Below are 23,426 nucleotides of genomic sequence, written 5' to 3'. Positions count from 1 at the left end.
GGTTATTGGATGCGGGCCCGTTGTGGGTGGCTATCCGCCCCCGGCCTGTCGCGGCCGGACCATCAGCGCCTGCGCGCCGGTGGCCACCGGGCCGCCTTCGTCGTGCAGGATGCTCGTCGCCGTGCCGATGCCGTGGTGGCCCACCAGCGTCACCGCGTCGAGGCCGATCCACTCGCCGGACGGTGTCCGCCGCAGGTGCACGGTGAGTTCGGAGTTGATGAACCACCACTTCCGCGGGTCGAGGTAGTTGGACACGCCGTTGCCGGAGTCGGCGACGGCGAACAGCCGCTGCAGGCCGCTCGGCTCCTCGCCGTCGACCAGCGGGACGCGCTGGCGCGCCCACACGGCCGCCGGGCCCGGGACGTCCATGCCGCCCCGCACCGCGCGCCACTCGACCGCGTCGAGGTAGCCGCCCTGCCAGCCGTCCGGCCACGGCGACTCCGCGACGCTGCCGGGCGTGGGCAGCCGCGGGCCGGCGTCGGTGGCGACCTCTGAGGTGTCCGACGTCGCGATGCGCCACGCCGACGCCCGCGCCACGACCCGTTGGGCGCTCGCCAGCTCGGCTTGCAGCAACTCGACCGACCGGCCGGGCCGCTCGATCCGGGCCCGCACGGTGAGCTCGGCGACCGGCGCCGGCCCGAGGATCTCGACGGTCACCCGCGCGAGTTCGGCCGGGTGCGCGGATTCGACGTTTTCGAGGGCGCGGACGAGCAACGCCGACGGCGGGCCGAAGTGCTGGGCGTCCGGCGTCCACGGGCCGGCCGTGTGCCCGGTCGCGGAGAACCGGCCGTCGCCGAGCGGGGCGTAGAAGGCGTCGGCCATCAGTCGGCCCGGTCCAGGGGCGTCTCGTCGCCCGCGTCGGGCTCCGGCCAGCCGGGATATTCGGGTGGGGTGCCGCCGTACTCGGGGCAGTGCGCCTGGTGGTCGCACCAGTGGCACAGCTTGCTCTTGTTCGCCCGGAAGTCGCCGGTCTTGCCCGCCTTCAGGATGGCCTGCCAGATCGCTTCGAGGGTGCGCTCGAAGCGCAGCAGCTCGGCCTCGTCGGGGGTGTAGGCGAGCGATTGGCCGTCGGTGAGGTACATGAGCTTCAGCTGGCGCGGGACGATCCCGCGCAGCCGCCACAGCACCACGGCGTAGAACTTCATCTGGAACATCGCCTTCGCCTCGCCGATCTCGCGCGGCGCGGCCCCGGTCTTGTAGTCGACGACCCGGATCTCGCCGGTGGGCGCGACGTCGAGCCGGTCGATGTAGCCGCGCAGCAGGACACCGGAGCCGAGCTCGATCTCGACGTGCAGCTCGCAGGCCTCCGGTTCGAGGCGGCGCGGGTCTTCGAGTTCGAAGTAGGCGTCGAGGAGCTTTTCGGCCGACTGCAGCCATTCCGCGTGGTCTTCGGGTTTTTCGCCGTCGAACAGCTCGGTCCACTCCGGACGGTCCGCGGACAGGTCCGTCCACGCCGGGCCGAGCAGCTCGCGGGCCTGGGCGGGGACGCGCTCGGCGGCCGGGAGGGCGAACAGCCGCTCCAGGACGGAGTGGACGAGCGTGCCGCGCAGTTGGGCCTTGGTCGGGACCTCCGGCAGCCGGTCGACCGCGCGGAACCGGTAGAGCAGCGGGCACTGCTTGAAGTCGCTGGCCCTCGACGGCGACAGCGCGGGCCGCCGCCGCACCTCGGTGGCGACGGCGGAGGCTGGGGTGTCGGTGGTGACAGTGTCGGCGTCGGGCATGGGCAGAGCGTAACGCCGGGGTCCGACAGTTCCGGCGACCGCAACGCCCGCTGCCCCCGACCGGGCCGCCCCAAGCGCCCCAATGTGGCGTTCGGTGCGTTGAGCGCACCCAATGTGGCGTTCGGTGCGTCAGATGCACCCAACGCCACATTGGGGCGCAGGTCGCCACGCGACACCGGTGGGGCCGGATCACCCGGTACCCACACCCGGGGCTCTAGGCTCTCCGCATGGCCGCGACCAGTGACCAGGGCACCGGGGGTACCCGGCAGGCCGTCCTCTCGGACGGTGGCCTCGTGCTGTTCCGGGTCGCCGGGGTGCCGGTGCTGCTCGCACCCTCGTGGTGGGTCGGCTCGCTGATCGTCGTCGTGCTGTACGCGCCGCTGGTCGGGCGGCTGCTCCCGGAGGCCTCGACCACGACGTCGTGGCTGCTCGCCGGGGCCTTCGCGCTGCTGCTGGGCCTGTCCGTGCTCGCCCACGAACTCGGGCACTGCCTGGTCGCGCTGCGGCTGGGGATCCCGGTGCGGCGGCTGCGCCTGTTCCTGCTCGGCGGCCTGTCCGAAGTGGCCCGCACGCCCAAGCGGCCCGGCGACGAAGGCCTGGTCGCCGCGGCCGGGCCCGCGGTGTCGCTGCTGCTCGGCGGCTTCTGCGGCCTGTTGATGTTCGCCGTCCCGCCGGACGGCGCGGTCTGGCTCCTGGTCGCCGAATGCGCGGTGGCCAACCTCGCCGTCGGCGTGTTCAACCTGCTGCCCGGGCTGCCGCTGGACGGCGGCCGGCTGGTCCGCGCCGGGGTCTGGGCGGCCACCGGGATCCGTGCCAAGGGCACCCGCGCCGCGGTCGCCGGCGGCGCGGTCGTGGCCGCGGGGCTGCTGGTCTGGGCCCTGTGGGGCCTGGCGACCGCGAGCCCGGACCGCTGGCTGCGGCTGGGCGTCTGCGTCGTGACGGCGTGGTTCGTGATCCTCGGCGCGCGCTCGGAGCTGGCCGCCGAAGCGCGCCGCAGCTGGCCGGAGGGCCTGGTCCTCGGCGAGCTGGTCCGGCCGGTGCTGCAGCTGCCGGCCGAGAGCCCGGTTTCGGACGCGCTGGCCGCCTCGGCCGGCCGGGGCGTGGTCCTGGTCCGCGCCGACGGCGTGGCGGCCGGGCTCCTGGACGTCGGCGAGGCGGAGCGGCTCGCGAGCGCCACCCCGCACGCCCCGGCCGAGTTCGCGGCCGAGCCGATCCGGGCCGAGACGGTGCTGCTGGCGTCGGAGCCGGGGGAGGACGTCGTCGAGCGGGTCCGCGAAACGGCGGCGTGGCAGTTCCTCGTCGTCGACGACGAGGGCCGCCCGGCGGGCGTGCTGCGCCGGGACGACCTGCGGGCCGCTCTCAACCGCCGTACCCGCTGAGCCCGGCGCCCGCGCGGCCTGCGAAGATCTGGCGTCGGCCAAACGGGTTACAGGAGGAAGTGTTGTCGGTCAGCGGACCGTTTCGCGCGGGTGATCGGGTGCAGTTGACCGACTCGAAGGGGCGGCACTACACCCTGACGCTGGCCACCGGTGGTGAATACCACACCCACCGCGGCGCCCTGGCCCACGACGACCTGATCGGCCGCCCCGAAGGCTCGGTGGTGACGTCCGCGGGCGGGTCGACCTACCTCGCGCTGCGCCCGCTGCTGCCGGACTACGTCCTCTCGATGCCCCGCGGCGCGCAGGTGATCTACCCGAAGGACGCGGCGCAGATCGTGATGTGGGGCGACATCTTCCCCGGCGCGCGCGTGCTCGAGGCGGGGGCCGGGTCCGGCGCGCTGACGTGCTCGCTGCTGCGCGCGGTCGGCCCGGCCGGTCGCGTGCACTCCTACGAGATCCGCGACGACCACGCCGAACACGCCGAGCGCAACGTGGTGAAGTTCTTCGGCGAGAAGCCGGCCAACTGGTCGCTCACGGTGGCCGACCTGGCCTCGCACGAGGGCGAGGTCGACCGGGTCGTGCTGGACATGCTGGCGCCGTGGGACCAGCTGCCGAACGTGGCCGCCCACCTGGTTCCGGGCGGCGTGCTGACGGTCTACGTGGCGACGGTGACGCAGCTGTCGCGCGTCACGGAATCGCTGCGCGAGCAGCAGTGCTGGACCGAGCCCGAGTCGTGGGAGACGCTGATGCGCCCGTGGCACGTGGTGGGCCTGGCGGTCCGCCCGGACCACCGGATGGTGGCGCACACGGCCTTCCTGCTCACCGCGCGCCGGCTGGCGGACGGGACCGTGTCCCCGCGGGTGTCCCGCCGGCCGTCCAAGGGTAAGGGCTGAGGGAGTGCCGCCGCGCCGGAAGGCCGGCTTCGCGGTCGCCGCGGTGGTCGTCGCCGTCCTGGTCGTGCTGTGCGTGGGCTTCGCGCCGTCGTGGCTGGTCGGCCACGCACCCGGGCTCGGCGCGGCGGACCGGCTGAAGGCCGTGAACGACGTCCGCGCCACGCTGCTGCAGGCGCTGGGCGGGCTCCTGGCGCTGGCCGGGGTCGGGCTGGGCGCCGTCCTGACGTCCCGGCAGCTGCTGCTCAACCGCGAGAGCCGGTCGATCGACCTGTTCACCAAGGCGATCGACCAGCTCGGTGCGGAGCAGGAGCCGACCCGGCAGGGCGCCGTCTACGCGCTGGAACAGCTGGCGGAGCTCGATCCCCGGTACCGCGGGCACGTCCACGCGCTGCTCACCTCGTTCGTCGGCACCCGGGCACCGTGGCGGGGCGAACCGACGCCGCGTCGTGAAGGCGGCGCGGCCAACGACGTGGCGGCCGCGATCGCGGCACTGGGCCGTGGCGGGATGATCGAACCGGACGCGCCGTCCGAGCTGGAACGCGTCGATCTCCGGGGCGCCGATCTGACCGGCCTGGCGATCCCGCGGGTGTGTTTCGCGGGGTCGAACCTCGAGGGCGCGATGCTGCGGAACGCGAACCTGACCGGCGCGACGCTGTCGGGTGCGCTCCTGCGGGGCGCGGACCTGCGCGGGGCGGACCTGACCGCGGCGGTCCTGGAGGGCACGGACCTGACCGGCGTTCGCACGGACGCGGCCACGCGCTGGCCCGAGGGGTTCACCCCGCCCGGCTAGCTGTAGTGCCCTGTGAGGTTGTTGACGCGGGTGATGGGTGGTTTGCCGCCGATTGAGGTGTGGGCTGCGGTGGTGGTTGTAGTGGTGGAGGAATTCGGGTAGCGCTTGGGCGCGGTGGTGTGAGCTGGTGAAGAGCTGGGCGTAGGCCCATTCTTCGGCGAGGGTGCGGTTGAACCGTTCGGCTTTTCCGTTGGTTTGCGGCCGGTAGCGGCGGATGAAGCGGGCCTCGGCGCCGAGTTCGGTGAGGGTGTCGCGCCAGGCGTGGGAGCGGCGGTAGGCCAGGGCGTTGTCGGTCATGACTCGTTCGATCCGGTCGATGCCCAGTTCGGCCAGGGCGGTGGCGGCGCGGCGGAGGAATCCGGCGCAGGTGGTGGCCGTTTCGTCGGGGTGGATTTCGGCGTAGGCGAGGCGGGTGTAGTCGTCGATGGCGCAGTGGACGTACTCGTAGCCCACGCGTGGTGCGGCGCGGGTGGCGGCGTGTTGTGCGCTGTCGCGGCCGTGGGCTCGCCAGCCGCCGCCCTCGCGGAGCCGGCCGAGTTTCTTCACATCGACGTGCAGGAGTTCGCCGGGCCGGTCGCGTTCGTAGCGGCGGATGGGTTCCCCGGTGGGGCGGTCCAGCCAGGCCAGTTTCGGCATGTGGTGGCGGGTCAGGACCCGGTGCACCGTGGAGGCGTGCAGGTCGAGGATCCCGGCGATGCGGGCCGGGCCCAGCCGGCGGTTCCGGCGCAGGTCGATGATCTGCTGCTCGATCTCCTCGGGAACCCGCCGGGGTGAGTGGTGGGGCCTGGAGCAACGGTCGAGCAGGCCGGCTTCGCCGTGTTCGCGGTAGCGGCGGACCCATTTGTGGCCGGTCGCCCGGGAGATTCCCAGCTCGGCGGCGACGTGGGCGACGGGGCGTCCAGCGGTGACACGGTCGATCAGTAACCGGCGTCCGTGCAGGGTCAACCGCGCGTTACGGTGGGACACGAAACCTCCGTTGTGTTCGGTGATGGCGTCAGACACCAGCACCACACACGGAGGTCTTCGTCATGTTCAACCCGACGCGCCGCTCAACCGTCAACAACGTCCATGGTTACTACAGCTAGCCGGGCACGCACCAGCGGCCGTTCTCCTTGTGCAGCGGGAAGGGCGTGTCCTTGATCCCGCCCGACGCTTCCACGTGCACCTTCGCCGTCGCCGACTCGCCGCGCAGCTCCGGGGGTGCCAGCAGCTTCACCGTGACCGGACCGGCCGCGTCCCACATCCGCTGGAGGCCGGCCAAGGCCTCCGCGGTCTGCGGGCGGCAGGTGAGCTTGCCGAACGCCGCCGAGTCGTGGCGGGCGATCGCGTCGACGATCGCCTGGGCCAGCACGGCCACCGCCGCCGTGTCGGCCTCGTCCGGGGCCGGGGCCGGGGCCTGCGTCGGGCGGGCCGGGGGTGACGGCGGCGCCGAGGGCGGGGGCGGGGAGCCGGCCGGGGCGACCAGCAGCAGCCCCAGCACCACGCCCGCGCCGGCCACGCCGAGCAGGACCAGCCCGGCGGCGAGCGGGCGGTTCACCGCCGCCGGGTGCTCACGAGCCGTCCGCCCGGACGTTGGACAGGCACCACAGCCCGGATTCCTTCTGCGCGGACATCGTGCCGACCTTGGTCTTGCTGCCGTCGGTGGCGGAGTAGCGGACGGTCGCCTTGTCGCCGGTCTCCTCCGGCGTGCCGGTCAGCTTCACCGTGACCTTCGGGATGTCGCCCGTGGTGCCCTCGTAGACGCTGCGGCAGATGGTGTCGCCGAGCGCGTCCTCGTCGCTGGCGTTGTAGGCCGAGATGGTCGAGTCGAACAGCTCCTGGGCGCTGGCCTTGCCGCCGGGGGCGGGGCCGCCGGCGGGCTTGCTCTTCGACGTCGGGGCGGTCGGCGACGTGCTCTTGGGCTTCGGGGTGGACGCCTTCGGCGCCGTCGAAGGCGCGGTCGGCGCCGCCGAGCTGCTGCTCGCGGGCGGTGCGGCGGTCTGCTCGTCGTCGCGGTTCAGCAGGACCGCCGCGGTCACGCCGCCGCCGACGAGCACCACCGCGGCCACCGCGATGCCGACGATCAGGCCGGTCTTCTTCTTCGGGGGCGGGGGCGCTTCGCCGAAGCCGCCGTAGGAGTCGTAGCCGCCGAAGGACTGGGGCGGCTGGCCCCACTGGTCCTGCTGGCCGTACTGGGGGTGGCCCTGCTGGGGCTGAGGGCCCGTCTGGGGCTGGTAACCGCCCTGCCCGTACCCGCCCTGGCCGTACTGCTGCGTGCTGTCGTACCCGCCCTGGCCGTACTGCTGGCCGCCGTCGTACCCGCCGGGCTGCCCGTACTGCTGCGTGCCGTCGTACGGGCCGGGCTGGCCGAACTGCTGGGTCCCGCCGTAACCGGGCTGGGGCTGGGGGCCGCTCTGGGGGTATCCGCCCTGCTGGGGCTGGCCGTACGGCCCGGGCTGCTGCCCATGGCCGCCGGGCTGCTGGCCGTAGCCGCCCGGTTGCTGCGGCGGGTAGGTCATGAGTGGTGCCCCCTAGCGTTCCTCCGGTGGCGCCCGGCCGTCCGGGCCGGTACAGCGTCGCCCGATGCTAGCCACCGGGCCGGGCCGCCGCGCGGTTAGGGCGGAACTGGCCGGAATTGCCCGGATCCCGGGGGAGGGTTGGCGGCGTCACAGGCGGGGTACTTCGAGCCTGCTTGCTTCGTCCCGGCCCGGAGGGACCCGCGACACACCGGCGCCACGGCACCGAAATGGCCGCTTGCGCTGCGGGAATGTCCGTGCTGGAGGGGGCCGGCAAACCGCGACGCGCCGATCTTGTGATCCGGAAAGGCCTTTTCTTGTCGGTGATCGCCGGTACCGTGGAATGAAAAGCACTCCGAGGAGGTGCCCGATGCATCATGACCTTCCCGGAGGTCGGCGCGAGGAGGCCGACCCTTCAGCAACATCCGGAGCTGGGACGACGGCGGACGAGCAGGCTCGGCAGATCCGTTTTCTCGAGGAAGAAGTGGCGCTGCTGCGCCGCAAACTGACGGACTCGCCACGGCAGAACCGGGTTCTCGAACAGCGGCTCGCCGAGGCCTCGGAAAGGGTGAGCCAGCTCACCGAACGCAACACCAAACTGGTCGAAACCCTGCGCGAAGCGCGAGGACAGCTCCTCGCTCTCCGTGAAGAGGTCGACAGGCTGGCCCAGCCACCGTCCGGGTACGGCGTCTTCGTCGAGGCCTACGAGGACAACACGGTGGACGTCTTCACGGCCGGCCGGAAGATGCGGGTGTCGGTTTCGCCCGCGGTCGAGATCTCGTCCCTGCGCCGCGGCCAGGCGCTGCGGCTCAACGAGGCGCTCACCGTGGTCGAAGGCGGCGGATTCGAACGCACCGGCGAGGTGTGTGCGCTGCGTGAGGTGCTCGCCCCGGACGTCGAGGGCGGCAGCCCCCGCGCCCTGGTGGTCGGGCACGCGGACGAAGAGCGGGTGGTCCTGCTCTCCGACCTGCTGGCCGAGCAGCCGCTCAAGCCGGGCGACTCGCTGCTGGTCGACTCCAAGGCCGGCTACGCGTACGAGCGCGTGCCGAAGGCGGAGGTCGAGGACCTGGTGCTGGAGGAGGTGCCCGACGTCCGCTACGAGGACATCGGTGGCCTCACCCGGCAGATCGAGCAGATCAGGGACGCGGTCGAGCTGCCGTTCCTGCACGCCGACCTGTACCAGGAGTACCAGCTGCGGCCGCCCAAGGGCGTCCTGCTCTACGGCCCGCCGGGCTGCGGCAAGACGCTCATCGCCAAGGCGGTGGCGAACTCGCTGGCCAAGAAGGTGGCCGAGGCCCGCGGCGACGCGGCGGACGGGAAGTCCTACTTCCTGAACATCAAGGGTCCCGAGCTGCTCAACAAGTTCGTCGGGGAGACCGAGCGGCACATCCGCCTGATCTTCCAGCGGGCGCGGGAGAAGGCCTCCGAGGGCACCCCGGTGATCGTGTTCTTCGACGAGATGGACTCGATCTTCCGGACCCGTGGATCGGGCGTGTCGTCCGACGTGGAGACCACGATCGTGCCGCAGCTGCTGTCGGAGATCGACGGTGTCGAAGGCCTGGAGAACGTCATCGTCATCGGCGCCTCCAACCGCGAGGACATGATCGACCCGGCGATCCTGCGGCCGGGCCGGCTCGACGTCAAGATCAAGATCGAGCGTCCGGACGCCGAAGGCGCGAAGGACATCTTCTCCAAGTACCTGGCCGAAGGCCTGCCGATCCACGCGGACGACCTCGCCGAGTTCGGCGGCGACGCCAAGGCGACGTTCGACGCGATGATCCAGCACACGGTCGAGCGGATGTACGAGGAGAGCGACGAGAACCGGTTCCTCGAGGTGACCTACGCCAACGGGGACAAGGAAGTCCTGTACTTCCGCGACTTCAACTCGGGCGCGATGATCCAGAACATCGTGGACCGGGCGAAGAAGTCGGCGATCAAGTCGGTGCTGGAGACCAAGCAGCCGGGTCTGCGCGTGCAGCACCTGCTCGACGCGATCGTCGACGAGTTCGCGGAGAACGAGGACCTCCCGAACACCACCAACCCGGACGACTGGGCCCGGATCTCCGGCAAGAAGGGCGAGCGGATCGTCTACATCCGCACGCTCGTCACCGGCAAGAACCAGGACTCGGGGCGGGCGATCGACACCGCCACGAACACCGGTCAGTACCTGTAAGGTTCCGAACGCGCGATGGGCGGCTGCCGCGGCAGCCGCCCATCGGCGTGTCTAACGGCGGACGAGTTCGGGCTCGCTCCTGCGCAGGCGCAGCCGTCCGTGGGCGGCCAGGATCCCCAGCACCACGAGCAGGGCCCCGGCCGGCTGGTTCCAGCTCACCGGCTCACCCAGCACGAGCACCCCGAGCAGCACGCCCACGACCGGCGTCAGGTACGTCACCGCGGAGGCGTTGGCCGCGCCCCAGGCCGCGATGATCCGGGTGTTCCAGGCGTAGGCGATGCCGGTGCCGAACACGCCGAGCGCGATCATGCTCGCCACCACCGGCAGGCTCAGGTGCACCGGCGTCGCCGCGATCGCCGGGGTCAGCAGGCCCAGGATCACCGTCGCCGACGCCGTCTGCCCGAACGCGACGACCACCGGGTCCGTCCCACGCGGTGAGACGAACCGGCGCAGGTACACGAAACACGCGCCGTAGCACGTCGTTGCGCCGAGGCAGGCGAGCTGGGCGGTCAGCTGGTGGGACACGTCGATGCCGTGCCACACGCCGACGATGGTCAGCACCCCCAGGAACCCGAGCAGCAAGCCGAGCACCCGCGGCGGCGTGAACCGCTCCTCGGGCAGCGCCGCGGCCGCCAGCAGCATCGTGATCAGCGGCGTCGTCGCGTTGAAGATACTGGCCAAACCGGACGAAATGTACTGCTCCGCCCACGAGAACAGCAGGAACGGCACCACGCACAGCAACACCGACACGGCCGCGAGGTGCCCCCACAGCACGGGATCACGCGGAAGCGGCCGCCGGCGCACCAGCAGGATCCCGCCCAGCGCCAGCGCCCCCAGCGCGACCCGGGCGAGCGCCACCTGACCGGGGGAGAGCCCGCCGAGCCCCACCTTGATGAACAGGAAACTCGCACCCCACACGATCGCCAGCAGCGCGAACCGCACCGTGACCCCGAACTCCGCCCGTCGCATGACCGCAGTCAAACCGCCGGACCCACCGCGAAGCCAGTGGTTTTCCGACGCCGCATTGTGTATAACGTCCTATACCATGGGGCGCGGATGGCAGGCAGCGGTCGAGTACGTGGAAACCCGCGCCGGCGGGCCGCCGCTGCCGGAGGGGCTCGACGTCACGATCCACTTCCACCCGGACCGGCCGGTGGGGGCGATGCCGCTGCTGCGGCACTGGCTGACCGACGGGGTCTACCGCTCGCAGTTCGAGACGGGGACGGGCAACGGCGGCCTGACCGCGCACCCCGGCGGGGCCCGGTGGCGCTGGGAGCACCGGATGTTCGGCGGTGTCTACGACGAGCTGCCGCCGTCGGAGCGCCCGAAGTACGGCTCGCTCGACCACCGCTGCCGTCCGGCGGGCGGTTCGGTGCGGTTCGGGTCGGCGCACTTCCGGCTCCGGCGGGAAGTGCTGGCGCGCACGACGTTCTGCTACCCGGACAGCTTCCACGAGCCGGCGCACTTCGGCACCCGTGCCCGCTTCCCGCTGCTCCCGCTCGTCGAAGCGGACACCCCCGACGAACTCGACGACTACGTCGAAGCCCACGTCCACGGCCCGCTCCGGCTGCCGGACGACGTCGCGGCCCTGGTGCTCGACCCGTCGTTCCGCGGCACCGACGTCGAAGCCGCGGCCGCGGAGTTTCCGTTCCCCACCCGCTGGCACCACGGGTTCCGGCTCGCCGTGACGACGCTCGCCGAGCACGCGGACTACCGCGGCGCGGACGTCGTGCGGGCCGGCGAAGAAATCGCCGAAGACGGGTGGCTGGACGCCCGCGTCATCGGCGACGCCGTCCGCGCCGGCCGGCACGATCCCCAGGTGCTCAAGCGCGTGTGGCATTGCACCGCGCGGTTCGGGCTACGCGGTTAGCAGCGCCTCGGTCAGCCGCCGCCAGTGCGGCATGGCCGAAGTGCCCGGTTCGACGCCGATGACCTGGACGCCGACGTGGTCGGCGCCCGCGTCGAGGTGCTGCCGCAGCTTCGCGGTGATGGTCTCGAGGTCGCCCCAGACCACCAGGTCGTCGACGAGCCGGTCGCTGCCGCCGTCGATGTCTTCCTCGGTGTACCCGAGCCGGAGGAACTTCGCGATGTTGTACGGCGTGGTGAGGTACGGGTGCAGGTGCTCGCGGGCGATCTCGCGCGCCTTGGCCGCGTCGGTCTCGAACAGCACCGCGTGCTCGACGCCGAGGAACGGGGCCGCGCCGAGGATTTCGCGCGCCTGGGCCGTGTGCTCCGGGGTGACGTGGTAGGTGTGCGCGCCCGCCGACCGGTCGCGGGCCAGCTCCAGCATCTTCGGGCCGTACGCGGCGAGGATCCGGCGCATCGGCGCGCGCGGGGCGGGGTTGACCTTCGGGTCGATGTCCAGCGTGTCGAGGTAGTCGTTCATCGCCCGAAGCGGCTTCGTGCCGGGCTTTCCGGCCCCGAAACCCAGGCCCAGCAGGTGGCGGTCGGGGTAGGCGTCGGCCAGCAGCAGGGCCGCGCCGCGGGTCCACTGCGCTTCGCGGGACCAGATCTGCGCGATGCCGTTGACGACGGTGAGGCGTTCGGTGGCGGCGAGGAGGAACCCGGCGTGCGTGAGGGCCTCCCGGCCCTGGCTTTCCGGGATCCAGAGCGCCGGCCAGCCGAGTTCTTCCAGTTCCCGCACCGAATCCCGGATCAGGCCGGCCGGCTGGTCCTCGAAGTCGAACGTCCAGATCCCGTAGCGGCCGAGCCGCATGTTCTCGATCGTACCCATAAATCGAAGTATCGCAGATTTTCGATATGAAGCAACGGACAGGCCGGCGAAGCGGGGGAGGGGCAGGTCAGAGGAGGTGACCGAGGGTGGCGACGAGCTCGGCGATCCGGGCTTCGTCCCGCTTGTAGTGCGTCCACTTGCCGACACGCGTCGCCCGCACCAGCCCGGCGCGCTGCAGCTCGGCCATGTACGCCGAGACGGTCGACTGCGCGAGCCCGGTCTTCTCCTGGATGTGCGTCACGCACACGCCTACCTCGACCGGATCGGCAATGGCTCGCTCCACCGGAAAGTGGCGCACCGGCTCCCGCAACCACCGCAGCACCTGCAACCGCACCGGGTTCGCGAGCGCCTTGAACACGTCGAGCAGCTGCTCGACGTCGGCTTCGGGTTCGGTGTGCGCAGTCATGGGCCTCGAGATCAGCATAACCGCCCCCGGCGTGTACTCCCCGGCGCCGCGCGTATAACGACCTATACTCGCGGGCGTGACCGAAAAATCCCGGCCTCGCGCACCCATCACCGAACCCGACGTCCTGGCCTGGCTGGAGACGACGGCGGCCGCCGTCGAAGCGGGGGAGGTGAGCGCCCAGGAACTCATCGACATGCTCGGCGAGCTGCGCCGCGCGTCCGCGGCCTGCGCCGACGCCTCGGACTGGCTGCTGCTCGCGGCCCGCGAAGGCGGCGCCAGCCTCCGCCAGATCGCGCCGGTGTTCGGCAAGGGCTACGTCCGGGCCCCCGCCGCACGCCTCGAGAAGCTGCACCGCCAAGCGCAGACCGCGGGGCAGTGGCTGGCCATCCTGCGGCACAAGCAGACCGCATGAGGACGCGCATCGCCCTCGGACTGGCGGCGCTGGGCCGCCCCGCGTACATCAACCTGGGCAGCGAAGGGGCGCTGCCGGCGGTGCGGGACGTCGCTTCGATGCGCGCGGCGACGTACGCGGTGCTCGACGACGCCTACGCCGCGGGTATCCGGCACGTCGACGTCGCCCGCTCCTACGGGCGCTCCGAGGAGTTCCTGGCCGGCTGGCTCGCCGAGCGCGGGCACCCGGGGATCGAGGTCTCCAGCAAGTGGGGCTACGCCTACGTGGGTGAGTGGCGCCTCGACGCCGACGTGCACGAGGTGAAGGAGTATTCGGCGGCGCGGTTCGCGGTGCAGTGGGCGGAAACCCTGGCGCTGCTGGGGGATCGGGTCGGGCTCTACCAGGTGCATTCGCTCACTGTGGACAGTCCGCTGTTCACCGACGAGCCGTTGCTGGAAGCGCTCGCGGAGCTGTCCGCGAACGGGGTCGCGGTCGGGTTCTCGACGTCCGGGCCGGCCCAGGCGGCCGCGATCGAGCGGGCGTTCGCGCTGGAAGTGGCCGGGCGCCCGGTGTTCTCGGCGGTGCAGTCGACGTGGAACGTCCTGGAACCGTCCGCGGGGCCGGCCCTGGCCGCGGCGCACGCGGCCGGGAAGCGGGTGCTGGTCAAGGAAACCCTGGCCAACGGCAGGCTGGCGGTCGAGGCGCCGGCCGCGGTCCGCGAGCTCGCGGCCGCACACGGGATCGGGCCGGACGCGATCGCGGTGGCCGCGGTGCTGGCCAACGACTGGGCGGACCGGGCGGTCCTCGGCCCGGCGAGCCCGGCGCAGCTGGCGGCGAACCTGCGGGGCGCCACGCTTTCGCTGAGCACGGAGGAGGAGGCCGTCCTCGCGGGGCTGGCGGAGAATCCGGAGCAGTACTGGCGGCACCGGTCCTCCTTGGCGTGGCGGTGAGCCGCTGCACTACCCTTCGCAGGCACAAGAGCACGTTGGGAGGCCGGATCAGGTGCGTCATCGGCAGGCGATCGCGTTGGCCGCGGTCGCGTTGGTCGGCCTCACGGGCTGCGAAGGGCCCGATCCGGACAACCTCGAGACGTACTACGACGATCCGGTGACCACGTCGGCGCCGGCCCCGGCCCCCGCGGAGGCGCGGGTGAGCCAGGCGCAGGCCGCGCCGGTGAAACCGCCGGCCCCCGACCTCGGCCCGCTCGCGGAGGGGGCGCTGCTGACCGACGCCGACGTCGCGGAAGAAGGGGTGCAGCCGGGGTCCGGGGAAGCTTCGGGGTGCCTGACGGCGGCGGTGTCGGCCGCCAGCCGGACGGCGTCCTGGCGCTACCCCAGCAGCTCGGTGCTGAGCCACCGCGTGGCCGCGTATCCGGAGCCGGCGGCGGCCCGGGCCGTCGCGGGCGCCGAGTGCGCGGGCCGCGAGGTCACCGTGCCCGCCCAGTCCGGGGTCGAGGTCCAGCGGGCGTGGTGCGAGGGCAAGACCTGCACGGTGTTGCTGGCGAAGGGCAGGCTCGTGTCCGGGCTGACCGTCTCGGCGAGCACGGAGGCCCGGGCGGTGGACGCGGCGAAGCGCCTGCTGCCGGCGATGACGGCGAAACTGACCGCTCAGCCGTAGCGGCGGAACCATTCCTGGACGCCTTCGCGGCCGTCGGGGATGAAGGGCAGCTCCGGGGCCGGGTCCTCGATCCAGGCCCGCAGCTCGTCCAGGGTGATCCAGCGGCCTTCGACGATCTCTTCGGCCTGGTGGCGGATCGGGCCGTCCCAGCGGACTTCGAAGGCGAAGTTGTGGCAGCGGTTGCGGCCGTCGTCGTACACCTTGGTGAACAGGGGCACCGGTTCCACTCCCTGGACGCCGAGTTCTTCGGCGAGTTCGCGGCGGGCGCATTCGGCCGGGGTCTCGCCCGCGGCCACCACCCCACCGGCCCAGCAGTCCCAGGTGGAGGGGAACACGTCCTTACCGGGCGTGCGCAGGTGCACGTAAACCGCGGTTCCGTCACCCGAACGGACCAGGACGACGCCTGCGGCGTGCCACAGCGCGCCGGCGCGGACGGCGGCGCGGGTCGTCCGGCCGACCACGGCTCCGGCCTGGTCATAGAGGGCAACGAGTTCGTCACTGCCTGGCATGGGTGCATCGTTCCACTAGGACGACCCCGTAGGGTGGGGACATGCGGCGGATCATGGGAACCGAAGTCGAGTACGGCATCTCCGTGCCGGGCGACGCGACGGCGAATCCGGTACTCACCTCCACCCAGGTCGTGCTGGCGTACGCGGCGGCGGCCGACATCCCGCGCGCCCGCCGGGCGCGGTGGGACTACGAGGTGGAGAGCCCGCTGCGGGACGCGCGCGGGTTCGACCTGACCGGCCCGGGCGGCCCGGGGCACGACCCGGACGTCGAGGACCTGGGCGCGGCGAACGTCATCCTGACCAACGGGGCACGCCTGTACGTCGACCACGCGCACCCGGAGTACTCGGCGCCCGAGGTGACGAACGCGCGTGACGCGGTCATCTGGGACAAGGCGGGCGAGCGGGTGATGGAGGAGGCGGCGATGAAGGCCGCTTCCGTGCCGGGCCAGCCACAGCTGCAGCTGTACAAGAACAACGTCGACGGCAAGGGCGCGAGCTACGGCACGCACGAGAACTACCTGATGGCGCGGTCGACGCCGTTCACCGCGGTGATCGCCGGGCTGACCCCGTTCTTCGTCTCGCGGCAGGTCGTCACCGGCTCGGGCCGGCTCGGGATCGGCCAGCAGAGCGAAGAGGCCGGGTTCCAGCTCTCCCAGCGTGCGGACTACATCGAGGTCGAGGTCGGCCTGGAGACCACGCTCAAGCGCGGGATCATCAACACCCGCGACGAGCCGCACGCGGACGCGGACAAGTACCGGCGGCTGCACGTCATCATCGGCGACGCGAACATGTCGGAGTACTCGACGTACCTGAAGGTCGGCACGACGGCGCTGGTGCTGGACCTGATCGAGTCCGGCATCCGGTTCGACGACCTGAAGCTGGACGAACCGGTCAAGGCCGTCCACCAGATCAGCCACGACCCGACGTTGAAGACGCAGGTCGCGCTGGCGAACGGCAAGAAGTACACCGGGCTGGACCTGCAGTTCGCCTACCACGAGATCGCGTCGCAGAACCTCGAGCGCACCGGCGCCGACCAGGCGTCGAAGGAGGTCCTGCGGGTCTGGGGCGAGATCCTGGACGCGCTGGCCCGCGACCCGCAGGAGTGCGCGGACCGGCTGGACTGGCCGGCCAAGCTGCGGCTGCTCGAGGGCTACCGGCAGCGTGACCAGCTGGCCTGGGGCGCGCCCCGGCTGCGGCTGGTCGACCTGCAGTATTCGGACGTGCGGCTGGCGAAGGGCCTGTACAACCGGCTCGTCACCCGCGGGTCGATGAAGCGCCTGGTCACCGAGGAGGAGGTGCTGGCCGCGGTGACGACGCCGCCGTCGGACACCCGCGCCTACTTCCGCGGCCGGGCGCTGGAGAAGTACGCGACGTCGATCGCGGCGGCTTCGTGGGATTCGGTCATCTTCGACGTGGGCAAGGAGTCGCTGGTGCGGATCCCGACCCTGGAGCCGCTGCGGGGGACGAAGGCGCACGTCGGCAAGCTGCTGGACAACGCGGCGACGGCGGAGGAGCTCGTGGAGGCGCTCACCGGTTCGGACTAGGCGGGACGCACCAGCGATCGCGGCGTGACCCCGAATGTCGGGGCCGCTGGGTAGGCTAGGAAACATCAGCCACACCGGGAGGCGAGATGGCCCAGGAAAAGATCGAAAAGCACGGCGGTGGTGACTCCGACGAGGAGTTCGACGACACCGGCGCGGCGGGTCAGGAGCGGCGCGAGAAGCTCGGCGAGGACGTCGACACGATCCTCGACGAGATCGACGACGTGCTCGAGGAGAACGCCGAGGACTTCGTCCGGGCCTACGTGCAGAAGGGCGGCGAATAGCCGCTGTCGAGGGCACTGCGCCCTTGCCGACCGTTCAGCCGGCGGCCGGGGCTCCGCGCGGCGTCCGCGCCCGCGCGGGGCTCCGGCCCGCACAGATGGGATTTTTGAGCACGTATGGACAACACCAGGGGCATCTCGGGTCCCGCGCTGCCTGCGCCGTACTTCTCCTCGGCGACGTCGTCGTTTTCGGACTTCCTGCGCGTGCAGGCGCCGGAGCTGCTGCCCGAGCGGCGGGTGACGCCGGGCGCGGCCGAGCTGGGCGTGCCGCACGGGACGACGATCGTCGCGTGCACCTTCGCCGGCGGGGTGCTGATCGCGGGTGACCGGCGGGCGACGTCGGGCAACCTGATCGCGAGCCGCGACATCGAGAAGGTGCACGTCACCGACGAGTATTCGGCGGTCGGCATCGCGGGCACGGCGGGGCTGGCCGTGGAGATGGTGCGGTTGTACGCGGTCGAGCTGGCGCACTACGAGAAGATCGAGGGCGTTTCGCTGTCGCTGGACGGCAAGACGAACAAGCTGGCCGGGATGGTCAAGGCGAACCTCGAGATGGCGATGGCCGGGCTGGCGGCGATCCCGCTGTTCGTGGGCTACGACCTGGAGGCCGAGGACGCCAAGCACGCGGGCCGGATCGTGTCGTACGACGCCGCGGGCGGGCGGTACGAGGAGAACGGCGGTTACGCGGGCATCGGCTCGGGTTCGCTGTTCGCGAAATCGGCGTTGAAGAAGCTGCACGACCCGGACGCCGACGCCGAGGGCGCGGTCCGCGTCGCGGTGGAGGCCCTGTACGACGCGGCGGACGACGACACGGCATCGGGCGGCCCGGACCTGGTGCGCAGGATTTTCCCGAGCGTCGTGACGATCACCGCCGAGCACGGCGCGGTCCAGCTGTCGGAGTCGGAGACGGCGGCGGTGGCCGAAGCCGTGGTGGCGGGGCGGATCGAGCGCCAGCAGCGCCGGCTGTCCTGACCCGGGGCCTGAACCAGTGAACGTTGGAACACCGAAAGACCTGGAGCGCACACCGTGACGATGCCGTTGTATGCCTCTCCCGAGCAGCTGATGCGGGAGCGTTCCGAGCTGGCGCGCAAGGGCATCGCGCGCGGCCGGAGCGTGGTGGTCCTGAAGTACTCGGGCGGCGTCCTGTTCGTTGCGGAGAACCCGTCGGCGACGCTGCACAAGGTCTCCGAGATCTACGACCGCATCGGTTTCGCGGCGGTCGGGCGCTACAGCGAGTTCGAGAACCTCCGCGTGGCGGGCATCCGTCACGCGGACCTGAAGGGCTACCAGTACGACAGGCGTGACGTGAGCGCCCGAGCGCTGGCGAACGCCTACGCGGCGACGCTGGGCAGCATCTTCACCGAGCAGCTGAAGCCGTTCGAGGTGGAGATCTGCGTGGCGGAGGTGGGAGCGAGTTCGGCGGAGGACCAGCTGTACCGCCTGACGTACGACGGCTCGATCTTCGACGAGCCGCAGTACGTGGTGATGGGCGGCCAGACGGACAAGATCTCGGCCAAGCTGAAGGAGACGTTCGAGGACGGCCTGGACCTCCAGGCGGCCCTGGGCGTGGCGGTGGCGGCCTTGAGGACGCCGAACCAGCCGACCACGGGATCGTCATCGTCGTCGTCGGCGAACGCATCGGCGAACGGCAACGGCGAGGCGGACCCGATCAAGCTGGAGGTGGCGGTTTTGGACCGCGACCGCCCGAGGCGCATGTTCCGCCGCTTGACGGGAGCAGCACTGGACACGCTACTGCCGGTCCCGGATCCCCAGGGCGAGGAGCCGGAGAGCAAGCCCGAAGGCGAGTAGTTTCCCGAGCAAAGCGGGGCGGGGCCGATGGGCCGCGCCCCGCTTTTGCGTCGCAACACGGCCGGGAACGGCGCCGCGGCCCTTGCCAACGGCCCGAAGGGCCGAAGCACGCCGAGACTGGCCCGTTTCGGCGGCTCGGCAGAGCAAGCTCGCCGAGCACGCGGAACCGCCCCGGCCACACCCCCCTGCCGACCCGATACGCAGCCGAGCCAGCGGCCGACAGGCCGGGTCAAGGCACGCTTTCCCGCCTTGACGCGGCCTGTCGGCCGTTGAACAATCAAGCGTTCGGGCCGGCGGGAACCACCCACGCAGGCTCATAGGGCAGCCCCCGCGCAGCTCACCTCAAGACGTAGCAGGAGAAGTCCGAAACCCCTCATCGGCAAAAGCCAGCAAATACGGCAAGGTCGCCCGAGCGGTATGCCAGGTGTGATTGAACCCCCGCTCGGCATGAACCACAGCCTCCTGCCCCCGTGCATGCAGCGCATCGGCGATCCGCCGAGCCGTCGCAACATCCGTGGGCGCCCCGGTCCCCACCGCAAGCATCACCGAGATCGGCGCCGAAAACCGCATAGTAGGCAGATATCGCCGAGGCGTGTTGGCCGCGATCGCCGCCCGGTTCCCGTCGAGGATGCCCACGGAGTCGTTCAAGTCGTCGTAGGGCAGGGCGATCACCAGCGTCGCGAACTCGTCGACGTGGTGCAGCCCGATGTTCAACGCCCCGAACCCGCCACCCGACATCCCACCCAGCGCCCGATGACTCCGGTCAGCCAACGTCCGGTACCGCTGGTCGATCGCCGGAACCACCGTCCCGGCCAGGTAGCTCTCCAGCTGAGGCCCACCGGGAACGTTCAGGCACTCCCAGTCGGTACTCGGATTCCCGGCGGTCATGTCGACACTGACCACGATCATCGGCGCGATGACATTGGCCTTCTCCAACGCCTGCAGCGTTCCCGGCGCATCCCCGGAGGTGAGCCAGTCCCGAGGACCCCCGAACGGATACCCGTGGATGAGATACACGACCGGATACCGCCGGGCCGGATCACTGTCGTACCCGGGCGGCAGGATGACGTAGTTGCTCCCCGACGGCACCCCGTGCGCCGGATCAGGAAGGTTCACGACGTCGATCCGCTGACCCGCGACCGCAGGACCCGCAGCAGGCCGCGGAGCGGAGGAAGAAGCAGACGGAGCCTCACTCCCGTCGTCGAGCAGCCGCCCGGCGAAGTTGACGACTCCGGGACCTCGCTGCAGGAGCCGCGCCAGGTCGTCGGAGGTCCGGACATACCCCACGTAGCTGTTCAGCGCCGTCACCGCCGCCAGCAGCAGGAGCACGCCGAACGCCGTGAAGCCCCAGCGCCGGACGCGGCGGCGGTACCAGAGCGCCACCACGACAGCAAGCACCGCCACCGCCGCCGAAGCGAAGCCGAGCCAGATCAGCGGGGACTCGAGCGGGCCCAGGTCGCGGGCGCGGGCGGTGACGTCGCCCGGCAGCACCGGGTCGCTCGCCGCCCGGTGGATGACGCTCGCCAGGCCGTGGCCGTCCATCGACTCCCCGCTCGTCCGGCCGCGGGCCGGAGGGCCCGCGGCTCGGTCGCGAAGCTAGCGAGCGGTCGCTGTGCGTACGTTGAGAGACGGTAAAGCAACCTTTAGGGCCGGTAGAGCGTCAGGGCGCTGGGCCGGGACCGGAAGCGGAACCGGTTGCCGAGCGGGCCGACCTCGCCGTCGGTGGCGACGCGGCGGTTGCCGTCGAGGAGCTCGACGTCCAGCTCCGGCAGGTCGAGTTCCTGGTAGACGTGGCTGGCGGCGAGGCTGCGGGTGATCATCGCCAGCAGGAACCGGGCGCGGGAGTAGGGCAGGTCGGCGCGCAGGTAGCGGATGTCGAGCAGGCCGGTGTCCAGCGCGGGCCGCCGGCTCGGGGCGAACCCCTTCGGCGCGTACGTGCCGTTGCCGACGAACAGCAGCCAGACCTGCGTCTTCTTGCCGTTGAGCCGGACGGTCAGCGGCTTGGCGTGCCGCAGCGTCCGGGCCAGCGCGATCGCCGCCGAGGGCCACTTGGGGTGCTTTTCCTGCAGCTTCTCGCGCAGCCGGACCATCTCGGGGTAGCCGCCGAGGCTGGCGGTGTTGACGAACCAGCGGTGGGCCGGCTCGCCGGCGCCGTCGATCTCGACTTCGCCCAGGTCGACGCGGACGGCGTTGCCGACCTCGGTCGCCGCGTCGGCGTCGGGCATCGAGCTGACGCCGACGTCGCGGGCGAAGTGGTTGAGCGTGCCCGCCGGGACCAGGGCGAGCGGCAGGTCGCGCTCGGCGGCCACGGAAGCCACCGCGGCGACCGTGCCGTCGCCGCCCGCGACGCCGAGCGCGCGGATCGTGCCGCGGGCGTCGATCTCGGCTTCGAGCTGGGTGCGCAGGTCCTGCTTCGGGTCCGGGTAGAGCACCGTGGCCTTCGGCCAGGCGAACTTGACGTCCTCGGTCGGGTCCTGGCCGGCGACGCCGGAGTTCGGGTTGACCACCGCGAGCATGTCCTCGCCGTCGACCATCTCGGGGGCGTCCGCGTCGTGGGCCGTGCGGCCCGGGACGTCGTCGTGCAGCGGCCACCAGTGCCGGGTGGCCAGGCCGACGCCGACACCGATGCCCAGGCCGACGCCGACGTCCGAGGGCCAGTGCACGCCGGTGTGGACCCGCGAGTAGGCGACGGCCAGCGCCAGCGGGGCGACGGCCAGCCCGGCCCGCGGCGACTCCATCGCCACCGCCGTGGCGAAGGCCGCCGCGGAGGCTGAGTGCCCGGACGGGAACGACGACGACGTGGGACGTTTCCGCAGGCGGCGGTGCATCGGCGTCTCTTCCTCGGCCGGGCGGCGGCGGGGGAACACCGGCTTGCCGATGAGGTTCGCGGCCGCGCTGGCCCCGGCGATCGCGACGACCCCGCGCAGGGCGGCCCGGCGGGTCTCGCCCGGACGGGCGGCCAGCAGGGCCGCGACGCCCCACCACAGGCGCGACTTGTTCGCCGACCTCGACAGCGTCCTCAGCGCGTCGTCGGCCTTCGAGGCGGGCAGCGAGGCAGTGCGGCGCATCAGGGCGCGGTCGGTCCGGCCGACCTGCCGGAAGGCCCGGATGAGCTGGTGTGACAAGGGAGTCCGCCTTCCGCATGACGTCAAGAGCCGTGCTCCAATCGTGCCGTATTCCGGGTGAATTCACCGTCTGTGGCCTACTGGGGGCGTGTCGACGCCCGAACGGCGCACCGTGGGAGGGGGTCCAGCGCCTACTCTGGTGGAATGCAGCGGCGGATCTTTGGCATCGAGACCGAGTTCGGGGTCACGTGCACCTTCCACGGACAGCGCAGGCTCTCGCCCGACGAGGTGGCGCGTTACCTCTTCCGGCGGGTCGTGTCCTGGGGACGCTCATCGAACGTCTTCCTGTCGAACGGCTCCCGGCTCTACCTGGACGTCGGCTCGCACCCCGAGTACGCGACGGCCGAGTGCGACGACCTCGTCCAGCTGGTCACGCACGACAAGGCCGGCGAGCGGATCCTCGAGGACCTGCTGGTCGACGCCGAGCGGCGGCTCGCCGACGAGGGCATCGGCGGCGACATCTTCCTGTTCAAGAACAACACCGACTCCGCGGGCAACTCCTACGGCTGTCACGAGAACTACCTGGTGACGCGCGCGGGCGAGTTCTCCCGGATCGCGGACGTGCTGCTCCCGTTCCTGGTGACCCGCCAGCTCATCTGCGGGGCCGGCAAGGTGCTGCAGACCCCGCGCGGCGCGGTCTACTGCCTCTCCCAGCGGGCCGAGCACATCTGGGAGGGCGTCTCCAGCGCCACCACCCGCTCGCGGCCGATCATCAACACCCGCGACGAGCCGCACGCCGACGCCGAGCGCTACCGGCGGCTGCACGTCATCGTGGGCGACTCGAACATGGCCGAGCCGACGACCATGCTCAAGGTCGGCTCGGCGAACCTGGTGCTCGAGATGATCGAGGCCGGCGTCCAGTTCCGCGACTTCACCCTGGACAACCCGATCCGGGCGATCCGCGAGATCAGCCACGACCTCACCGGCCGCCGCCAGGTGCGGCTGGCCGGCGGGCGCGAGGCCTCGGCGCTGGACATCCAGCGCGAGTACCACGCCCGCGCGGTCCAGCACATCAAGGACAACGGCACGACCGCGGCGAACGAGCGCGTCGTCGAGCTGTGGGGCCGGGCCCTCGAAGCGGTCGAGCAGCAGGACTTCGGCAAGATCGACACCGAGATCGACTGGGCGATCAAGCACCGGCTGGTCGAGCGCTACCGGCACAAGCACGACCTGGACCTGTCCAGCCCGCGCATCGCCCAGCTCGACCTGGCCTACCACGACATCCGCCGGGGCCGGGGCATCTTCGACCTGCTCCAGCGCAAGGGCCTGGTCCGCCGGGTCACCGACGACGGCGAGATCGAGGCGGCCAAGGACACCCCGCCCCAGACGACCCGGGCCAAGCTGCGCGGCGACTTCATCGCCGCCGCCCAGGCCGCGGGCCGCGACTTCACCGTCGACTGGGTGCACCTCAAGCTGAACGACCAGGCCCAGCGCACGGTCCTGTGCAAGGACCCGTTCCGCTCGGTCGACGAGCGGGTGGAACGCCTGATCAGCTCGCTCTAGTTCCCCCTCTGCCGCGGCCGGTCGTGAGTGGTAAGGCGGGTTCTAACCCGCCTTACCAC

23 protein-coding genes and 1 pseudogene are annotated in these 23,426 nt (G+C 71.7%); 13 read left to right on the top strand and 11 right to left on the bottom strand.

The window, feature by feature from the left end:
- Positions 1 to 30 precede the first annotated feature (30 nt).
- Both ACWEF6_RS04705 and ACWEF6_RS04700 read right to left on the bottom strand, forming a co-directional pair.
- Positions 31 to 822: a thioesterase family protein gene (locus tag ACWEF6_RS04705; RefSeq protein WP_449681666.1), complete on the bottom strand. Its 792-nt coding sequence runs from the start codon at positions 820 to 822 to the stop codon at positions 31 to 33.
- Positions 822 to 1,721, bottom strand: a complete 900-nt coding sequence (locus ACWEF6_RS04700) for a RecB family exonuclease (RefSeq protein ID WP_449681665.1) — start codon at positions 1,719 to 1,721, stop codon at positions 822 to 824. The genes ACWEF6_RS04705 and ACWEF6_RS04700 overlap by 1 nt, the downstream gene beginning before the upstream one ends.
- Positions 1,722 to 1,948: 227 nt before the next feature.
- On the opposite strand from ACWEF6_RS04700, the gene ACWEF6_RS04695 reads away from it, so the two are divergent.
- The 3 genes from ACWEF6_RS04695 (at position 1,949) to ACWEF6_RS04685 (ending at position 4,783) form a co-directional block, all read left to right on the top strand.
- Complete coding sequence (locus tag ACWEF6_RS04695) at positions 1,949 to 3,100, top strand: site-2 protease family protein (RefSeq protein WP_449681664.1); 1,152 nt, start codon at positions 1,949 to 1,951, stop codon at positions 3,098 to 3,100.
- Between the two features lie 62 nt (positions 3,101 to 3,162).
- Complete coding sequence (locus tag ACWEF6_RS04690) at positions 3,163 to 3,993, top strand: tRNA (adenine-N1)-methyltransferase (protein WP_449658669.1); 831 nt, start codon at positions 3,163 to 3,165, stop codon at positions 3,991 to 3,993.
- 4 nt (positions 3,994 to 3,997) lie between these two features.
- Positions 3,998 to 4,783, top strand: a complete 786-nt coding sequence (locus ACWEF6_RS04685; RefSeq protein ID WP_449681663.1) for a pentapeptide repeat-containing protein — start codon at positions 3,998 to 4,000, stop codon at positions 4,781 to 4,783.
- Here the strand turns inward: ACWEF6_RS04685 and ACWEF6_RS04680 are convergent.
- The 3 genes and pseudogenes from ACWEF6_RS04680 to ACWEF6_RS04670 form a co-directional block, all read right to left on the bottom strand.
- A pseudogene (locus ACWEF6_RS04680) lies at positions 4,780 to 5,749 on the bottom strand (IS481 family transposase). The gene ACWEF6_RS04685 and the pseudogene ACWEF6_RS04680 sit on opposite strands and share 4 nt — an antisense overlap.
- Before the next feature lie 115 nt (positions 5,750 to 5,864).
- Positions 5,865 to 6,320, bottom strand: a complete 456-nt coding sequence (locus ACWEF6_RS04675) for a hypothetical protein (RefSeq protein ID WP_449681662.1) — start codon at positions 6,318 to 6,320, stop codon at positions 5,865 to 5,867.
- Positions 6,321 to 6,333: 13 nt separating this feature from the next.
- On the bottom strand, positions 6,334 to 7,281 hold the full coding sequence (locus tag ACWEF6_RS04670) for a hypothetical protein (RefSeq protein WP_449681661.1): 948 nt from the start codon (positions 7,279 to 7,281) through the stop codon (positions 6,334 to 6,336).
- Positions 7,282 to 7,648: 367 nt separating this feature from the next.
- Between ACWEF6_RS04670 and arc the strand changes: the two genes are divergently transcribed.
- Complete coding sequence (arc, locus tag ACWEF6_RS04665; protein ID WP_176169477.1) at positions 7,649 to 9,451, top strand: proteasome ATPase; 1,803 nt, start codon at positions 7,649 to 7,651, stop codon at positions 9,449 to 9,451.
- A 51-nt stretch (positions 9,452 to 9,502) separates the two neighbouring features.
- Here arc and ACWEF6_RS04660 read toward each other — a convergent pair whose 3' ends face one another.
- Positions 9,503 to 10,420, bottom strand: coding sequence for a DMT family transporter (locus tag ACWEF6_RS04660; protein ID WP_449681660.1), 918 nt, complete (start codon positions 10,418 to 10,420; stop codon positions 9,503 to 9,505).
- A gap of 76 nt (positions 10,421 to 10,496) precedes the next feature.
- On the opposite strand from ACWEF6_RS04660, the gene ACWEF6_RS04655 reads away from it, so the two are divergent.
- Positions 10,497 to 11,321 (top strand): DUF3626 domain-containing protein, encoded by an 825-nt coding sequence (locus ACWEF6_RS04655; RefSeq protein ID WP_449681659.1) that lies wholly within the window; start codon positions 10,497 to 10,499, stop codon positions 11,319 to 11,321.
- Here ACWEF6_RS04655 and ACWEF6_RS04650 read toward each other — a convergent pair.
- Positions 11,310 to 12,185 carry a TIGR03620 family F420-dependent LLM class oxidoreductase gene (locus ACWEF6_RS04650; RefSeq protein WP_449681658.1) on the bottom strand — a complete coding sequence of 292 codons (876 nt, stop codon included), beginning with the start codon at positions 12,183 to 12,185 and terminating at the stop codon, positions 11,310 to 11,312. The genes ACWEF6_RS04655 and ACWEF6_RS04650 overlap by 12 nt on opposite strands.
- Before the next feature lie 67 nt (positions 12,186 to 12,252).
- Complete coding sequence (locus tag ACWEF6_RS04645; RefSeq protein WP_449681657.1) at positions 12,253 to 12,591, bottom strand: ArsR/SmtB family transcription factor; 339 nt, start codon at positions 12,589 to 12,591, stop codon at positions 12,253 to 12,255.
- Positions 12,592 to 12,667: 76 nt separating this feature from the next.
- Between ACWEF6_RS04645 and ACWEF6_RS04640 the strand changes: the two genes are divergently transcribed.
- The 3 genes from ACWEF6_RS04640 to ACWEF6_RS04630 are packed head-to-tail and all read left to right on the top strand — an operon-like array spanning position 12,668 to position 14,599.
- Positions 12,668 to 13,003, top strand: a complete 336-nt coding sequence (locus tag ACWEF6_RS04640; protein WP_449681656.1) for a hypothetical protein — start codon at positions 12,668 to 12,670, stop codon at positions 13,001 to 13,003.
- Positions 13,000 to 13,932, top strand: coding sequence for an aldo/keto reductase (locus ACWEF6_RS04635; protein ID WP_449681655.1), 933 nt, complete (start codon positions 13,000 to 13,002; stop codon positions 13,930 to 13,932). The genes ACWEF6_RS04640 and ACWEF6_RS04635 overlap by 4 nt, the downstream gene beginning before the upstream one ends.
- Before the next feature lie 52 nt (positions 13,933 to 13,984).
- Positions 13,985 to 14,599: a hypothetical protein gene (locus ACWEF6_RS04630; protein ID WP_449681654.1), complete on the top strand. Its 615-nt coding sequence runs from the start codon at positions 13,985 to 13,987 to the stop codon at positions 14,597 to 14,599.
- Here ACWEF6_RS04630 and ACWEF6_RS04625 read toward each other — a convergent pair.
- Positions 14,590 to 15,108, bottom strand: coding sequence for an NUDIX domain-containing protein (locus ACWEF6_RS04625; RefSeq protein ID WP_449681653.1), 519 nt, complete (start codon positions 15,106 to 15,108; stop codon positions 14,590 to 14,592). The two genes, ACWEF6_RS04630 and ACWEF6_RS04625, sit on opposite strands and share 10 nt — an antisense overlap.
- A gap of 41 nt (positions 15,109 to 15,149) precedes the next feature.
- On the opposite strand from ACWEF6_RS04625, the gene dop reads away from it, so the two are divergent.
- The 4 genes from dop to prcA all read left to right on the top strand — a co-directional run bounded on the left by dop (position 15,150) and on the right by prcA (position 18,739).
- Complete coding sequence (gene dop / locus ACWEF6_RS04620) at positions 15,150 to 16,652, top strand: depupylase/deamidase Dop (protein WP_310972943.1); 1,503 nt, start codon at positions 15,150 to 15,152, stop codon at positions 16,650 to 16,652.
- Positions 16,653 to 16,738: 86 nt separating this feature from the next.
- Complete coding sequence (locus tag ACWEF6_RS04615) at positions 16,739 to 16,933, top strand: ubiquitin-like protein Pup (protein ID WP_013226725.1); 195 nt, start codon at positions 16,739 to 16,741, stop codon at positions 16,931 to 16,933.
- Between the two features lie 114 nt (positions 16,934 to 17,047).
- Positions 17,048 to 17,902, top strand: a complete 855-nt coding sequence (gene prcB / locus ACWEF6_RS04610; RefSeq protein ID WP_310972942.1) for a proteasome subunit beta — start codon at positions 17,048 to 17,050, stop codon at positions 17,900 to 17,902.
- Between the two features lie 54 nt (positions 17,903 to 17,956).
- Complete coding sequence (gene prcA / locus ACWEF6_RS04605; RefSeq protein ID WP_449681652.1) at positions 17,957 to 18,739, top strand: proteasome subunit alpha; 783 nt, start codon at positions 17,957 to 17,959, stop codon at positions 18,737 to 18,739.
- A gap of 342 nt (positions 18,740 to 19,081) precedes the next feature.
- Here prcA and ACWEF6_RS04600 read toward each other — a convergent pair whose 3' ends face one another.
- Positions 19,082 to 20,281 (bottom strand): alpha/beta hydrolase, encoded by a 1,200-nt coding sequence (locus tag ACWEF6_RS04600; protein ID WP_449681651.1) that lies wholly within the window; start codon positions 20,279 to 20,281, stop codon positions 19,082 to 19,084.
- Between the two features lie 101 nt (positions 20,282 to 20,382).
- The gene (locus ACWEF6_RS04595; RefSeq protein ID WP_449681797.1) at positions 20,383 to 21,807 is read right to left on the bottom strand and encodes a phosphatase PAP2 family protein; all 1,425 of its coding nucleotides are present in this window, start codon (positions 21,805 to 21,807) and stop codon (positions 20,383 to 20,385) included.
- A 201-nt stretch (positions 21,808 to 22,008) separates the two neighbouring features.
- On the opposite strand from ACWEF6_RS04595, the gene pafA reads away from it, so the two are divergent.
- Positions 22,009 to 23,367, top strand: coding sequence for a Pup--protein ligase (gene pafA, locus ACWEF6_RS04590; protein WP_013226720.1), 1,359 nt, complete (start codon positions 22,009 to 22,011; stop codon positions 23,365 to 23,367).
- Positions 23,368 to 23,426: the final 59 nt, after the last annotated feature.

This window comes from Amycolatopsis sp. NPDC004772 (genome assembly GCF_053601215.1).
The sequence above is the reverse complement of the archived record's forward strand: the minus strand, read 5'-3'. Positions and strand labels throughout refer to the sequence as shown.

What these genes read in the sequence shown, in the direction of transcription:
- ACWEF6_RS04625 (WP_449681653.1), bottom strand. Translation starts at nt 15,108, where the DNA reads ATGCCAGGCAGTGACGAACTCGTTGCCCTCTATGACCAGGCCGGAGCC.
- ACWEF6_RS04655 (WP_449681659.1), top strand. Translation starts at nt 10,497, where the DNA reads ATGGGGCGCGGATGGCAGGCAGCGGTCGAGTACGTGGAAACCCGCGCC.
- ACWEF6_RS04635 (WP_449681655.1), top strand. Translation starts at nt 13,000, where the DNA reads ATGAGGACGCGCATCGCCCTCGGACTGGCGGCGCTGGGCCGCCCCGCG.
- dop (WP_310972943.1), top strand. Translation starts at nt 15,150, where the DNA reads ATGCGGCGGATCATGGGAACCGAAGTCGAGTACGGCATCTCCGTGCCG.
- pafA (WP_013226720.1), top strand. Translation starts at nt 22,009, where the DNA reads ATGCAGCGGCGGATCTTTGGCATCGAGACCGAGTTCGGGGTCACGTGC.
- prcB (WP_310972942.1), top strand. Translation starts at nt 17,048, where the DNA reads ATGGACAACACCAGGGGCATCTCGGGTCCCGCGCTGCCTGCGCCGTAC.
- ACWEF6_RS04645 (WP_449681657.1), bottom strand. Translation starts at nt 12,591, where the DNA reads ATGACTGCGCACACCGAACCCGAAGCCGACGTCGAGCAGCTGCTCGAC.
- arc (WP_176169477.1), top strand. Translation starts at nt 7,649, where the DNA reads ATGCATCATGACCTTCCCGGAGGTCGGCGCGAGGAGGCCGACCCTTCA.
- ACWEF6_RS04700 (WP_449681665.1), bottom strand. Translation starts at nt 1,721, where the DNA reads ATGCCCGACGCCGACACTGTCACCACCGACACCCCAGCCTCCGCCGTC.
- ACWEF6_RS04660 (WP_449681660.1), bottom strand. Translation starts at nt 10,420, where the DNA reads ATGCGACGGGCGGAGTTCGGGGTCACGGTGCGGTTCGCGCTGCTGGCG.
- ACWEF6_RS04595 (WP_449681797.1), bottom strand. Translation starts at nt 21,807, where the DNA reads ATGCGCCGCACTGCCTCGCTGCCCGCCTCGAAGGCCGACGACGCGCTG.
- ACWEF6_RS04615 (WP_013226725.1), top strand. Translation starts at nt 16,739, where the DNA reads ATGGCCCAGGAAAAGATCGAAAAGCACGGCGGTGGTGACTCCGACGAG.
- ACWEF6_RS04650 (WP_449681658.1), bottom strand. Translation starts at nt 12,185, where the DNA reads ATGGGTACGATCGAGAACATGCGGCTCGGCCGCTACGGGATCTGGACG.
- ACWEF6_RS04670 (WP_449681661.1), bottom strand. Translation starts at nt 7,281, where the DNA reads ATGACCTACCCGCCGCAGCAACCGGGCGGCTACGGCCAGCAGCCCGGC.
- ACWEF6_RS04600 (WP_449681651.1), bottom strand. Translation starts at nt 20,281, where the DNA reads ATGGACGGCCACGGCCTGGCGAGCGTCATCCACCGGGCGGCGAGCGAC.
- ACWEF6_RS04695 (WP_449681664.1), top strand. Translation starts at nt 1,949, where the DNA reads ATGGCCGCGACCAGTGACCAGGGCACCGGGGGTACCCGGCAGGCCGTC.
- ACWEF6_RS04705 (WP_449681666.1), bottom strand. Translation starts at nt 822, where the DNA reads ATGGCCGACGCCTTCTACGCCCCGCTCGGCGACGGCCGGTTCTCCGCG.